Source organism: Corynebacterium sp. HMSC070E08, from assembly GCF_001808895.1.
GTDB classification, from domain to species: domain Bacteria; phylum Actinomycetota; class Actinomycetes; order Mycobacteriales; family Mycobacteriaceae; genus Corynebacterium; species Corynebacterium hiratae.
In genome coordinates this window covers 1511-15939 of record NZ_KV794762.1, presented here as the reverse complement: position 1 = coordinate 15939, position 14429 = coordinate 1511, and the positions used below count along the sequence as shown (strand labels likewise).

Genomic DNA, 14429 nt, shown 5'->3' with positions numbered 1-14429 from the left:
CGAAGGAGTTTTTGATGACCAACCCCCCGCACCGCGTAGCCATCCTCGGTGGCAACCGCATTCCCTTTGCTCGCTCCAATAAGCAGTACGCTCACGCGTCCAACCAAGACATGCTCACCAGTGCGCTCGACGGCCTCGTGGCGCGCTACGGGCTGCACGACGAACGCCTCGGCCTCGTCGCCGCGGGTGCCGTGCTCAAGCACTCCCGCGATTTCAACCTCACTCGCGAGTCGGTCCTCGGTTCCGCGCTCGACTCGACCACCCCAGCTATTGACGTGCAGCAGGCCTGCTGCACCTCCCTGGCGGCGGCTATCCACGTCGGCGATGCCATTGCCCAGGGCCGAATTTCCGCCGGCATCGCGGGAGGCACGGACACCACCTCGGATGCCCCGCTGGCCGTCAATGACACCCTGCGCCGCACGCTGCTCAACCTCACCCGCGCCAAGACCGCCGCTCAGCGCGCCCAGCTCATCGGTTCCATCCGACCCTCGCAGTTAGCCCCGGAGCAGCCGCAGAACGGCGAGCCGCGCACCGGATTGTCCATGGGAGATCACGCCGCCATCACCGCCCGCGAAATGAACGTGAGCCGCGAAGCCCAGGACGAGCTGGCACTCGCCTCCCACCAGAACCTCCATCAGGCCTGGGAAGAGGGCTTCTTCGATGACCTCACCACCGGATTCCTCGGCGTCAACCGCGATACCAACCTGCGCCCGGATTCCTCCCTGGAGGCCCTAGCCAAGCTCAAGCCGGTCTTCGGCAAGCGCGATGCCGAACAGCACGGCACGCAGGCCACCATGACCGCGGGCAATTCCACACCGCTGACCGACGGCGCCTCCGTCGCCCTGCTGAGCTCCGAGGAGTGGGCAGCCGAGCACAATATCGAGCCCCGCGCCTTCCTCGTCGATTCCGAGACCGCGGCGGTCGATTTTGTCCACGGCCCCGATGGGCTTCTCATGGCGCCGACCTACGCGGTCCCGCGCCTGCTGGAGCGCAACAACCTGACCCTCCAGGACTTCGACTTTTACGAAGTCCACGAGGCCTTCGCGTCCCAGGTACTCGCCACCCTGTCTGCATGGGAGGACGAGACCTACTGCCGCGAGCGCCTCGGCCTGCAGTCTGCGCTGGGCCCCATCGACCGCGCCAAGCTCAACGTCAAGGGCTCCTCCCTTGCCGCTGGGCACCCCTTCGCCGCCACCGGCACCCGCATCCTCGCCACTACCGCCAAGATTCTCGAAGAAAACGGTGGTGGGCGCGCCCTCGTCTCCATCTGTGCGGCCGGCGGCCAGGGTGTTGCAGCCATCGTCGAGCGTTAAGAAACTTCCCTCCCCAGAAAGGACCCCCACCATGCCACTCACCAAGTCTTCCTCGGACACGAAATCCGTCTCACCAGAACTCAACAACCAGGCCACGACCGACGCCCCCAAGGCCGAGGCCCGCAGCCCGCACCGCCTGCCCACCACCCCGAAGCCCTCAGTGGCCACAGAACTGGCTGCGCTTCTCGACGGCCCCCACGCCGCCTTCCGCCAGGAGCTGCGCACCTTCCTCAACGACCCTTCGCTCTTCCCGAAGCCGGACCTGCCGATGGCAGAGCAGCGCCAGCACACCTTTGACAACCTCTCCAAGGTCCGCGATTTCGGCGGTTTCAACCACGGCCTGCGCCGCGCCAACGGCGGTTCCGGTAAGCCGAACCTGTCCACCTTCACCCTGGAGGGCCTAGCCTGGGTTGATGGTTCACTGGCTATTAAGTCCGGCGTGCAGTGGGGCCTGTGGGGCGGCGCCCTGGATCAGCTCGGCACTGAACGCCACCTCGAGTGGGTCAAGAAAGCCGCCAGCCTGGAGCTGCCAGGCTGCTTCGCTATGACCGAGCGCGGCCACGGCTCTGACGTGCAGTCCCTGGAAACCACCGCCACCTTCGACCCAGAGACCAACGAGTTCGTCATCAACACCCCCTCCGATTCCGCGGTGAAGAACTACATCGGCAACGCCGCCAAGGACGGCCGTGCGGCCGTCGTCTTCACCCAGCTGATCACCCCTGACAGCGATGGCCGCTCCCACGGCGTGCACGCCATCATCGTCCCGATCCGCGATGAAGAAGGCAACGAGCTGCCAGGCGTTACCCTGGGTGATCATGGCCACAAGGGTGGTTTGGTAGGCGTCGATAATGGCACCCTGCGCTTCGACAACGTCCGCGTGCCGCGCGAAAACCTCCTCAACCGCTTCGCCGATGTGGACGAAAATGGCAGGTACACCTCCCCCATCGAGTCCAAGAATGCCCGCTTCTTTACCATGCTGGGCACCCTCATCCGCGGCCGCATCGGTGTCTCCGGTGCGGCGGGCGCGGCCACCGAGGCCTCCCTGGACATCGCCATTCGCTACGCCAACCGCCGCCGCCAGTTTGAGGGCGCGACCGGCGCTGAGAAGCGCCTCATCGAGCACCGCCAGCACCGCCGCCGTCTGCTCATTCCGTTGGCCCGCACCTATGCGCTGCACCTGCTCTACAACCAGATTCTGGAGCGCTACCAGGAGCAAAACGATCAGCACGAGGACGGCACGTGGTCAGTGACGGAGCCGACCGAGGAGCAGAAGTTCGCCTCCCGCGAGATGGAATCCCTGGCCGCGGCCATCAAAGCTGCGCAGACCCAGCACGCCACCCGCACCATCCAGGAATGCCGCGAGGCTTGCGGCGGCGCTGGCTACATGTCGGAGAACCGCCTGACTACCTACCGCGCTGACTCCGATGTCTTCGCCACCTTCGAGGGCGATAACACCGTGCTCATCCAGATGGTGGGCAAGAACCTGCTCACCGCCTATGGCCGCGCGATGAATGACATGAGCCCGTGGGACACCGTGAAATACGCAGCCTCCACCGCCACCGATGTGGTTCGTCGCCGCTATGGATTCACCACCCGCCTGCAAAGCCTCGTGGACCGCGTGAACCCCTCCGAGGCTTCGCTTTTCGACGCCACCTACCAGGCCAAGCTGATCGACGACCGTGCCCAGTCCATCCTCTTCTCCCTCGTGCGCCGCATCCAGCCGGCCCGCAAGGCCGATAAGGTGCAGGCTGCCGCCATCGTGGATCAGTGCCAGGATCACCTCATCGCCGCCGGCTGGGCCCGCGTGGATACCTTGTTGGTCCAGGCCATGATTGAGGCAGAGGAGCGTCTTGAGGAAGGTTCGCTGGCACGCCAGGTCTTTGAGCAGCTGCGCCACCTCTTCGTCTTCGACACCTTGGTCCAGCACGCGGGCTGGTACCAGGAACACAACCTGATCCCGGCAGGCCGCATCAAGGCCGCCCGCGCCGCCATCAACGACCTCGTGGATTCGCTGGCACCGTGGTCCGTCGTGCTCGTCGATGCCTTCGGCGTTCCGCCTGAGGTACACAACATCCCGATGCTGACCGAGGCCGGAGTGGATCCGCTCCACGTCTAGTCACTCCACGCATAGTGAGGGCACTTTCGCCATCTGGCGGGGTGCCCTCCCTAGTTTTCTGAAAGTAGCGATAGGGGCTGGTTACTCTCTGAGCTATGACCACACAGCATCCGATGTTCTCCAGTTCCTTCCCACCCGCCGATGATCTCCTTGAGCCAAGTCCGCTTCGCAATGACATCGCATTGCGCCTCTGCCACGGCGAATCTCGCCAGGACATCCACAACGACTACATTGAAGTCCTCGATGACCCCTCCGAATGGGAGGCCAGCTACGAGGAACCTTATCCAGAGGATTTTGACACCATCATCGACGAAGTCGCCGCAGAATACGGCCGGCTGGTCACAGAAAAGTCGGAGGATGTTAAGCGCCTCGAAGCCCTGCGCGAGGAGCTTGCTCAGCGCGATATCTCCTTCACGTTCAACGAGGCCTGGGATCTCTCAGACGGCGTCTGGGTAGGCTCCAAGCTCGCTGAGAAGGAAGGCCGCAGCGGCTATGCCTACTGCCACCGACAGGACATCAGCCGAGTTATTTACGACGGCGAGCTGTACTTCGGTTTCTCCGCGATGGAGGAAAACGAAGAAGCAACCATCAAGGTCGGCGAGCAACTCGTCGAGGCCCTGCGCGCCGTGGGCTTTGATCCCGAGTGGAATGGCTCGACGACAGCGCGCGTTCTGTGCCAGGACGTCGCTCTCGAATTCCCCCTCGCCGAAGATCTCACCGATGCCGAGTAAATAGCCCCACAACGCTAGCCCTGTATAGGGCTAGCCCGCCACAACCATCCAGATGGCTACCATGTGCACCACCGCCGCGGCGATCGTCGCGGTGTGGAAGTGTTCGTGGTAGCCATACCAGCGCGCATTACGCCCCGGCCACTTGAAGCCGTACATCAACGCACCCAGCGAGTACACCACCCCACCTGCGAACAGCAGCCACACTACAGCCGGCCCCGCGGACTGCCACAGGTTTGGCAGCAGCGGCAGAATGAGCCAGCCCAGGACGAGGTAGACCACCACATCCAACCACCGCGGATGATTGATCCACACCAAATTCAAGACCACGCCCATGATGGCGCCCACCCACGCCGCAGTTAGCATCCATAGCGCCTGCGTCGGCTCCAGCACGATGGCGCACAGCGGCGTGTACGTCGCCGCGATAAACACAGAAATCGTCGCGTGGTCAGCACGCCGCCACCATTGCACCGCGCGCATCGATACCCACGGCCAGCGGTGGTACAGGGCTGAGACCGTAAAGAGCCCCACCACTCCCACGCCGTAGACCGTCACCGCGAGACCCTGCCACCACGGCAACGTCATCCACCCAAAGGTAATGAGGACGGTCGATGCGATGAGGGAAGCAATCGCGGCAAAGAAATGGCCCCAGCCGCGCGTCAGTGGACGCGGACCACGGTCCGCCATCCAATAGGTGCGCTGGATGAGCTGCTCCATCGTGCTGTGTTCGCGCATAGAGCTGTCTTCAACTGGAAACTCTTGCGGGGAGGATATGTGAGCACTGGGTGCGTTCATAGTGAGGGCCCTTGCCTTGTCTGAAATGAGGGTCATGCGAATAACGCATTCACCCTCAAAACTTACGTACCCGTAACTATACGGCGGGGCGCTGCAGCGGACAAGGGCTAAGCGAAAGTTACCGCCAGGTTTTCTGCCGCTATGTGCAGTTCGAAGGCGCCGACAAAGTAAACTTCACTATTTGTGTTTTCCTATGTCTCAGTTCCTCGCCGCACCGCGACGTTGCTCGCGGCCGTCATGGTGGCGCTGGGGGCGGCGTCGGCAGGCGTCGGCTCCGCTTCCGCTCAGTCCAGCACGATCGGCGAGGTTTCCTCGCGCGTGACCAACCCGCAGCCCTGGCTGGGCGACGAGCCTTTCATCACCTCACAGCGCCACATGGGCGGCAACCACTGGGTGGTGGACGTGTGGTCCCCGGCCAACCGTGCGGTGATTTCCAATAACGTCCTGCTCCCCGAGGGCGATAAGCCGCGCCCCTCCTTCTACCTGCTGCCCGGCGTGGAGGGCGGCCAGGCGGGCATGAACTGGATGACGCACACCGATATTCGCCAATGGGCCGTGGGCAAGAACGTCAACGTGGTGATGCCACTCGGCGGCGCCTATTCTCTCTACACCGATTGGGATAACGAGGATCCCATCTTGGGCGTCAACAAGTGGAACACCTACATGACCACTGAGTTGCCCCCGCTGATCGACGCCGAATTCCACGGCACCGGCCGCGATGCCATTGGTGGTGTTTCCTCCACCGGCGGTGCTGCACTCGACATCGCCGGCCACGCCCCACAGCGCTACAAGGCCGCGGCCTCCTACTCCGGCTGCCCGGTGCGCTCCGGCGCGATTGGCTTCCCCACTTCCACCGCGATGATGGCCTACGGCGGCGGCTCCTCCTTCAACGCGTGGGGCCTGCCGGGCTCCCCGCAGTGGTTCGACCACGACCCCAACGCTAATCCCGGCCGCCTTCGCGACGTCGAGGTCTTCGTGGGCTCGGCCTCCGGCACCCCGGGCCCCATCGATGGCACGAACAAGCCCAGCCAGTGGCTCGGGCCCCGCGCGATAGAGATGGTGGCCAACCACTGCTCGGAGGAATTCACCCGCAACGCCCGCAACGCCGGGGTGCGCGTGAACCGTTACTTCAGCCCCCAAGGCTCGCACACCTTCGGCCTCTTCTCTCACCAGATGAAGCTGAGCTGGGACCAGACCATCGCCCGCACCATCGGTGCTTAAGTAATAACAGGTTGCCGCCTCACTTCGGGCGATGTCCCCGATGCACCCTAATTTCACAGAGCCTCGGATGAACAACTAGACCTTCAACGTGCACGTCTACCTGAAAAGTGGGATTGACGCATTTCAAGGTCCTGCGGTAAAATGCTGGTTAATAGTTCAGCCCGCCCGGTTTCTCTTCGGAAACTCGGAGTGGGCTGGATCTCTATTTACGCCGTTCCGCCGAACCGATCCCCACAACAACTCGTCCCCTCTCTAGATTGGCTTCCCATGTCTTCATCGCTCAAGCCAGCAGCGACCATTGACGAGCATATTATTCGGTTGCAAAGCCGTGGCATGAAGATCGACAAAGCTTTAGCTGAACAATGGTTTTCACACGTTAGCTACTACCGACTTTCTGCCTATTGGTATCCAGCCAGACAATTCAATGAAGACGGAACTAGTCGTTCAAGTCACTTCGTCGATGGTACCGATTTTGTGCACGTCATCTCCTTATATGAAGCCGATAGGAAACTCCGCACCCTGATCCATGACGGAATGGAGCGAATCGAAGTAGCGATGCGAACCAAGCTCGTCGAGCTGCTATGTACTCGACACCCCAATGATCCTACTTTCTACCTCCGCTCAGACGACTTTCGGCCAAACTTCGACCACGTGTCGTGGCTGAGTACAGCGTATGGACGACTCGCGAGGGCAAAGAAGAACGACGCCGTGAAGCACTACATTGATGAATACGGTGGACAGTATCCCATGTGGGTTGTGGCTGAAGTGCTCGATTTTTCGGATATTTCAAAGCTCTATGCAGGCTTAGGATCCAACGATCAGCGATCGATTTCGGAAGCGCTGGATATAAAGATCGACTTCGCTAGTTTGAATAGGAATCAGAAGCAAAAACTTACGAAAAAACATCCGCTGGCAAGTTGGCTCGAGCAGCTAACTATCATTCGGAATACGTGTGCGCACCATGGAAGGCTATGGAATCGTTCTTTTGCTCCGGCTCCAACTGAAGTTATCCGTAGCAATGGGAGCCTTTACCTCCTGCCAGAGATTCAAAGTGAAAAGCTATTCGGCGCTTTAATTGTCATGGCGCATATGCTACGAACCGTGTCCCCTGGGACTACCTGGCCTGACAAAGTAGTGGCATCATTAAACCAGCACTTCCTCACGAATCCTCTTGTTGAAAAAGCCAGTATCGGAATTCAAAGCGACTGGGATGAAAAGACACTTTAAGTTCTTTTCATGCCTTTGAAGCAACAAACAGTTGCGAATTTCGTGGGTCTTACGAAGCGGCTCTTCGGGGAAAGAAAAGCCCAGCCGAAGCTGGGCTTTTCTTCTAGAAACTGCGGGACAAGCAGCGTGAGTGGGGCCTACTCCACCACGGAGTTTGCCCCGACCGCGTGGCCGAAGAGGTCCGGCAGGATTGCAGCCCAGGCCTCACGCAGCTCAGAAACGGCGATGGACTCGCCGCCGAGTTCCAGTTCACCGTTGTCGGTGGTCTGGCCGACGACGACGGCCGGTACACCGCACTCCTCAGCGCGCTGCAGCAGCATGTCGACGCGGTCCGCGGTCGTCGCCACGAGCACGCGGGAGGCGGACTCGGAGAAGGCAGCCACGAAGGCATCCTCATGGACCTTGGACAGGTCCAGACTCAAGCCCACGCCGCTGCGCTTGGCCATCTCGAATGCGGTGACGGCAAGGCCACCCTCGGAGATGTCGTGTGCAGCGGTCAAGCCTTCGTTGCCCACGAAGAAGTCCGCGAGGCGCTGCTCGTTGGCCAGGTCCACCTGCGGCGGCAGACCATTCAAACCATTCTCCGACTCATTTCCTTGCTCACGAGCGCTGACCTGCTGCCAGATGGAGCCGCCAAATTCATCCTTGGTCTCACCCAGCAGCACGAGTACCTCCGGCTCCTCCACGAGGCCGAGCTCGTTGCCGATGGACTTGTGGACGTCATCGATAACGCCGAGGACACCCACGACGGGCGTCGGCAAGATCGGCTCCTCGCCGGTCTGGTTGTAGAAGGAGACGTTGCCACCGGAGACGGGGATGCCGAGTTCCACGGCGCCGTCGGCAAGCCCATGCACGGACTCGCGGAACTGCCACATCACGTCCGGGTTTTCCGGGGAGCCGTAGTTGAGGCAGTTGGTAATGGCCACCGGGCGGGCACCGGTGACGGCGACGTTGCGGTAGGCCTCCGCCAGCGCCAGGCGGGTGCCCATGTTCGGGTCCAGCTTGGTGTAGCGACCAGAGGCATCGGCCGATACCGCGATACCGCGGCCGGTCTCCTCGTCGATGCGCAGCACACCAGCGTTCGCGTGGTGGGACTGCACGGTGTTGCCGCGCACGTAGCGGTCGTACTGGTTGGTGATGAAATCACGCGAGCACAGCGCCGGGGAGGCCACGAGCTTCTTCAGCGCCACGGTGAGGTCCTGCTTCTCGACGCCCTGGAACTCCTGCAGCGCATCCTGCCACTCCGGGCGGGCATAGGGGCGGTCGTAGACCGGGGCCTCGTCCGCGATGGTGCCGGCCGGGGCGTCCACGACGACCTCGCCCTGGTGGCGGATAATGAGGTGCTTGCCGGTGGTAACCTCACCGATCTCAGCGCAGGTGACATCCCAATGCGCGCAGATCTCCTTGAACTTCTCCACGTTCTCCGGGGTCACCACGGCACACATGCGCTCCTGGGACTCGGAGGCGAGGATCTCTGCAGCGGTCATATCCATTGCGCGCAGCGGGACGTTGTCCAGGTTGATCTCCATGCCACCATCGCCGGCGGCGGCCAGCTCGGAGGTGGCGCAGGCCAGGCCCGCACCGCCCAAGTCCTGGATGCCCACGACGATGCCGGACTTGTACAACTCCAGGCAGCACTCGATGAGAACCTTCTCCGCGAACGGGTCACCCACCTGCACGGCCGGCAGCTTGCGCTCGGCGCCGTCCTCGAAGGTGTCAGAAGCCAGCACGGACACGCCACCGATGCCATCGAGGCCGGTGCGCGAACCGAAGAGCATGACCTTGTTGCCAGTACCGGAGGCAAAAGCGAGCTTGAGGTCCTCCACCTTCAGCGTGCCCACGCACAGCGCGTTGACCAGCGGGTTACCGGCATAGGACTCATCAAAAACAGTTTCGCCGCCAATGTTGGGCAGGCCCAAGCAGTTGCCGTAGTGCGAAATACCGCCGACAACACCGGGCAAAACGCGCTTGGTGTCGGGAGCATCAGCCGGGCCGAAGCGCAGCTGGTCCATCACGGCAATCGGGCGAGCCCCCATGGCCATGATGTCGCGGACGATGCCGCCCACGCCGGTGGCCGCACCCTGGTGCGGCTCCACGTAGGACGGGTGGTTGTGGGACTCCACGCGGAAGGTCACCGCGTTGCCGTCTCCGATGTCCACCACGCCGGCGTTCTCACCGATGCCGGCGAGGATCTTGGAGCCCATCTCCTCGGTCATGGTCTCGCCGAAGTAGCGCAGGTGCGTCTTGGAGGACTTATAAGAACAGTGCTCCGACCACATCACCGAGTACATGGTCAGCTCGGCGTCGGTGGGGCGGCGGCCCAGGATCTCGCGGATGTGCGCGTACTCGTCATCCTTCAGGCCCAACTCGCGGTAGGGCTGCTCCAGCTCGGGCTGCGCGGCCGCCTGCTCGACGGTGTCGTTGTGTACGGTCATTGTTTCTCCTTATAACCGTCGGCGCGGGTTAAGCGACGACCTTGAGGGCGGACACAAACAAACCCAGACCGTCGGTGGACGGGCCGGTGAGAAGATCGATGGCGTGCTCCGGGTGCGGCATGAGCCCCACCACGTTGCCGGCCTCGTTGGTGATACCGGCGATGTCGTTGATGGAGCCATTGAAGTTATCCGTGTAGCGGAAGACCACGCGGCCTTCGCCTTCGAGGCGCTCCACGGTCTCCGCATCCGCCTGGAAGCGGCCCTCGCCGTGCTTAGCCGGAATCAGGATTCGCTGGCCCTGCTCAAACTCGCTGGTCCAGGAGGTCTGCGCGTTCGCCACCTCGAGGTAGGTATCCACGCAGTGGAAGTGCAGCCCCTGGTTGCGGGTCAAGGCGCCGGGCAGCAGGCCGGCCTCCGTCAAAATCTGGAAGCCGTTGCAGATGCCGAGCACCGGCATGCCCTTATTCGCTGCTTCCACCACCGCGCGCATGACTGGGGCCAGCGCAGAGATGGCGCCGGAGCGCAGGTAGTCACCGTAGGAAAAGCCGCCGGGAACAACGACGGCGTCCACTCCTCGCAGGTCCTCATCCGCATGCCACAGGGACACGACGTCGGCGCCGGCGGTGCGGGCGGCGCGGGCCGCGTCGACGTCGTCAAGCGTGCCGGGGAAGGTAATAACGCCGATCTTCATTACTGGATAACCTCGTAGTCCTCGATCACGGTGTTCGCCAGAAGGGTGGACGCAACCTTCTCGAGTTCCTCGGCGCTGACCGAATCATCGACTTCAATTTCAAAGCGCTTGCCCTGGCGCACGTCGCTGACACCAGCAACCCCCAGGCGGCCCAGCGCGCGGACGACGGCCTGACCTTGCGGGTCCAAAATCTCGGCCTTGGGCATGACATTGACAACTACACGAGCCATGAAAATTCTGCCTTACTGTGCGTGAGTATAGGTGCCCCGCCAGTCTATCCCGCCAGCGGGAAAGATTCGGAATCTTTGGGGGTGGTGAATTCAAACCAAACGGCTGAAGAATTCTTGGGGAATCCCGGCTTAACCCCCAGCTCGCGCGTTGTCCTCCGGTATCCCGTGGCGGCGAAGGCAGGTAGAACCAGATGCGTTGTCATTTTCTCGCTGATTAAAGGAACCTCTCATGCGCCTCACACGCATCGGCTCTCTCGCCATCGCTGCATTAGTGTCTACCTGCGTCGTTGTCCCCCAGGCCGGCGCCGCGGTGGATGGCTCCACTGCCGTCATCTCGGAGGTCTATGGTGGCGGCGGCAACAAGGGTGCCGCTTTTACCCATGACTTCATCGAGCTCTACAACCCGACGGATAGCGCCATTGACCTCTCCGGCTGGTCCGTCGAATATTTTTCCTCCTCCGGCAACTCGGGCGGCAAGCACGACCTGTCCGGTTCCATCCCGGCCGGGGGTTACTTCCTCATCCAGGAAGGTGGCGGCGGCGCAGGCGATCCGCTGCCCACCCCGGATCACGAGGGCAAGCTGTCCATGTCCGGCTCCAAGGGCTCGGTGAAGCTTTACGACGCCTCCGGGGCCGAGGTGGACCTCGTGGGGTACGGGGCGGCGTCGCTCAGCGAGGGCTCCCCCACCAAAGCCTTGAACAACTCCACCTCCGCCCAGCGCGACACCGAGGGGACCGATACCGACGACAACTCCGCGGACTTCTCTGCGGCTGCGCCAACGCCGAAGTCGGCCGGCGGTGCAGCCCCGCAACCGGACCCCACCCCGACCGAGCCAGGCGCGACCGTCACCATCCCGGGGATTCAAGGCACCGGCGCGGAGTCCCCACTCAAGGGCCAGAACGTCACCACGCAGGGCGTCGTCACCGCGGTGTGGAAGGGTGAGAAGTCCCTCAACGGCTTCACCATCCAGACCCCGGGCACGGGAAAGACCGCGCCGACCGAGGCCTCCGAGGCGGTCTTCGTCTACTCCGGCGGCACCGGCTTCTACCCGGCCATCGGGGATTCTGTGGAGGTCACCGGCACCGTTGATGAGTACTTTGGGCAGACCCAAATCGCCCTGGCTCAGGGCTCCGTCCTCAACACCGCACTCGATCCCGTCACCCCGCTGTCCCTCGACGCCCTGCCGGAAGGCGACGAGGCCCGAGAGAAGCTCGAATCCATGCTGCTCAAGCCCGGCGTGCACACAGTGACTGATAACTACGGCCTCAACCGCTACGGCGAGTTGGGCCTGGCCCCGGGTACGGAGGCGCTGCGCCAACCTACCGATATCGTCTCCCCGGGTACTCAGGAACAAAAGGACATGGAAGCGTCTAACGCGGCGAAGTACGTCATCTTGGATGACGGCTCCACCCGTGACTTCACCCGCGATGGCGCGTCGACGAAGCTGCCGTACATCATGCAGAACGGCTCGGATGTGAAGACCATCCGCACCACCAACCAGGTGGAGTTTGCCGACTCTGGCGTCATCCTGGGCTACGGCCACGAGCAGTGGCGCTTCCAGCCCACCACGATGATTACGGGTGACTCCGTAACCGCAGACCTACCGATTACGTGGGACCCGGCCCGCCCGGAGGCCCCGCAGGTGGCTGGCGATTACACCGTGGCGGCGTTTAACGTGCTGAACTTCTTCATCAACTTGGGTGAGGACAACGGCGCGAAGGCGTACAAGAACCGCTTTGGCAACGGCGTCGGCTCCGACAGCCCCACCTTCCGCGGGGCGTGGTCCGAGTCCGCGTTCAATGACCAGAAGGGCAAGATCCTCACCGCGCTGGAGGGCCTCGATGCCGATGTCATTGGCTTGTCGGAGATCGAAAACGCCGCGAACACCGTGGGGGGCACCTATGACGATGCCGTGAAGTACCTCGTAGATGAACTCAACTCCCGCGCGGGTTCTGAGAAGTGGGATTACGTCAAGGCCCCAGCGAACTCCGCGGCGGACACGGATGTCATCCGCACCGCGATTATCTACAAGAAGGACCGCGTCCAGCCAGTAGGTGAGGCCACCTTGCTAGAGGACGAGCGTTTCAAGGGCACCGCCCGCACCCCGCTCGCCGCCGAGTTCCAGCCCGTCTCCGACAAATGCACTGCTGAGGGCCCGGATTCCTTCGTGGTGGTCACCAACCATTTCAAGTCCAAGGGTTCGGTGGCTAAGGGCGACGAGGACACCGGCGACGGCCAGGGCAACAACCCCAACGTGCGCAATGCCCACGCCCAGGCAGTCCTGGATGGTTTGTCCAAGCAGCCACAGTGGCAGGAGAAGGCCACTTTCGTCATGGGTGACTTGAACGCTTACTCCAAGGAAGATGCCATCTCCGTCTTCCGCAACGCCGGCTACACCATCCCGGTTGAGGAGCTCAACGCACAAGAGGACTGGCAGGACGTGGCCTCCTACCAGTTCTCCGGCCGCCTCGGCTCCCTCGACCACATCCTGGCCAACGAGCACGTCGGCGCCAAGGCGGCACAGACCTGGAACATCAACTCCGATGAGCCGATTGCCATGGAGTACTCTCGCCGCAACTACACCGGCGGGGACGTCTTTGAGTCCGATAACCCGTACCGCTCCTCCGACCACGATCCGGTCAAGGTGGGCTTCAACCTTGCCCAGGTTTCCCGCTCTGCTGACGATCTTAAGGACTGTGACAAGACCGAGGACCCAGCGCCGACTGACGACGCCCGCGGCATCAAGTCCGTCACCATTGACGACGAGGGCCACCTCATCATCACCTACACCGACGGCACCACCGAGGATGCTGGCAAGGTCGTCGGCGCCGATGGCAAGGACGGTAAGGACGGCGACAAGGGCCCTAAGGGCGACAAGGGCGACGCCGGCCAGGACGGTAAGGACGGCGCCGACGGTAAAGATGGCCGCGGCATCAAGTCCGTGACGACCAACGACAAGGGCGAGGTGGTCGTCACCTACACCGACGGCACCTCTGAGATTCTCGGTACCCTCGCCGACGCGAAGGGCGACCAGGGCACGCCGGGCCGCGATGGCTTCGATGGCGCACCCGGCCGCGATGGCGCAAACGGTAAAGATGGCAAGGACGGCCGCGGCATTAAGTCCGTGACCACGGATGCCGACGGTAACCTCGTCATCACCTACACCGACGGCACCTCAGAAACCGTCAAGTCCGGCGACAAGCCAGCCGCCCCGGCAGGTGGTTCCTCTGTGAGTGAGCGCTGCTTGCCGACGGTCCTCGGCCTCACCATCCCAGCAGCACTCGCCATTCCGTTGGCTTTCCTCGGAAGCTTCGGCGCAAAGCTCAACATCCCAGGCCTTGAGCCAGTGAAGAAGCAGATTGAGTCGCTCACTCGCGATTTCCCGCGTGAGGCTCAGTACGCTGCCGGTGGCATTGGTCTACTGGCTGCGCTTGGCATCATCGCCGCAGCCTGCGCGCCAACCGAGTCTGAATAGAGCGCTCTCCTGAGTTTAATGGCTCTTCCGGTTTCAGAGTGCGTAGCGAGGTGAAGTTGGCCACGACGGGTTCAGCGGGTCACCACAGCATATAGGGCCCCTGGTGTGAAAATGAAAGTTCCTAATCAACCATCTGAACACACCAGGGACCCGCACTGTGAAGTGCCTACTGGAAACCTCGTTGCCGACACCATCTGC

At 62.5% G+C, this 14429-nt stretch carries 10 protein-coding genes; 6 read left to right on the top strand and 4 right to left on the bottom strand.

The annotated features are described in order from the left end of the window. The first annotated feature begins 14 nt into the window (after positions 1-14). The 3 genes from HMPREF2526_RS07100 (at position 15) to HMPREF2526_RS07090 (ending at position 4160) form a co-directional block, all read left to right on the top strand. Entirely contained in the window at positions 15-1313 is a 1299-nt protein-coding gene (locus tag HMPREF2526_RS07100) for an acetyl-CoA C-acetyltransferase (RefSeq protein WP_070511036.1), read from the top strand. 31 nt (positions 1314-1344) lie between these two features. Next, on the top strand, positions 1345-3429 hold the full coding sequence (locus HMPREF2526_RS07095; RefSeq protein ID WP_070511038.1) for an acyl-CoA dehydrogenase family protein: 2085 nt from the start codon (positions 1345-1347) through the stop codon (positions 3427-3429). 95 nt (positions 3430-3524) lie between these two features. After that, on the top strand, positions 3525-4160 hold the full coding sequence (locus tag HMPREF2526_RS07090; RefSeq protein ID WP_049157184.1) for a DUF6891 domain-containing protein: 636 nt from the start codon (positions 3525-3527) through the stop codon (positions 4158-4160). A gap of 30 nt (positions 4161-4190) precedes the next feature. Here the strand turns inward: HMPREF2526_RS07090 and HMPREF2526_RS07085 are convergent, their stop codons facing one another. After that, a complete protein-coding gene (locus HMPREF2526_RS07085; RefSeq protein ID WP_046649317.1) occupies positions 4191-4892 on the bottom strand; it encodes a PAQR family membrane homeostasis protein TrhA in 702 nt (233 codons plus the stop codon). A gap of 243 nt (positions 4893-5135) precedes the next feature. Between HMPREF2526_RS07085 and HMPREF2526_RS07080 the strand changes: the two genes are divergently transcribed. Together HMPREF2526_RS07080 and HMPREF2526_RS07075 are read left to right on the top strand one after the other, a co-directional pair. After that, on the top strand, positions 5136-6173 hold the full coding sequence (locus HMPREF2526_RS07080; RefSeq protein WP_046649318.1) for an alpha/beta hydrolase: 1038 nt from the start codon (positions 5136-5138) through the stop codon (positions 6171-6173). Positions 6174-6440: 267 nt separating this feature from the next. Beyond that, the gene (locus tag HMPREF2526_RS07075) at positions 6441-7400 is read left to right on the top strand and encodes an Abi family protein (protein ID WP_070511040.1); all 960 of its coding nucleotides are present in this window, start codon (positions 6441-6443) and stop codon (positions 7398-7400) included. A 137-nt stretch (positions 7401-7537) separates the two neighbouring features. Here HMPREF2526_RS07075 and purL read toward each other — a convergent pair whose 3' ends face one another. From purL to purS, 3 genes are read right to left on the bottom strand one after another with little or no spacing between them, the layout of a single operon-like run. Further along, positions 7538-9835: a phosphoribosylformylglycinamidine synthase subunit PurL gene (gene purL / locus HMPREF2526_RS07070; protein ID WP_070516656.1), complete on the bottom strand. Its 2298-nt coding sequence runs from the start codon at positions 9833-9835 to the stop codon at positions 7538-7540. 28 nt (positions 9836-9863) lie between these two features. Further along, positions 9864-10526, bottom strand: coding sequence for a phosphoribosylformylglycinamidine synthase subunit PurQ (gene purQ / locus HMPREF2526_RS07065; protein WP_049154757.1), 663 nt, complete (start codon positions 10524-10526; stop codon positions 9864-9866). Continuing rightward, positions 10526-10756, bottom strand: coding sequence for a phosphoribosylformylglycinamidine synthase subunit PurS (purS, locus tag HMPREF2526_RS07060; protein WP_039676532.1), 231 nt, complete (start codon positions 10754-10756; stop codon positions 10526-10528). Before purS ends, purQ begins: the two co-directional genes overlap by 1 nt. A 229-nt stretch (positions 10757-10985) precedes the next feature. On the opposite strand from purS, the gene HMPREF2526_RS07055 reads away from it, so the two are divergent. Then, entirely contained in the window at positions 10986-14231 is a 3246-nt protein-coding gene (locus HMPREF2526_RS07055; RefSeq protein ID WP_246819878.1) for an ExeM/NucH family extracellular endonuclease, read from the top strand. The last annotated feature ends 198 nt before the right edge of the window (positions 14232-14429 follow it).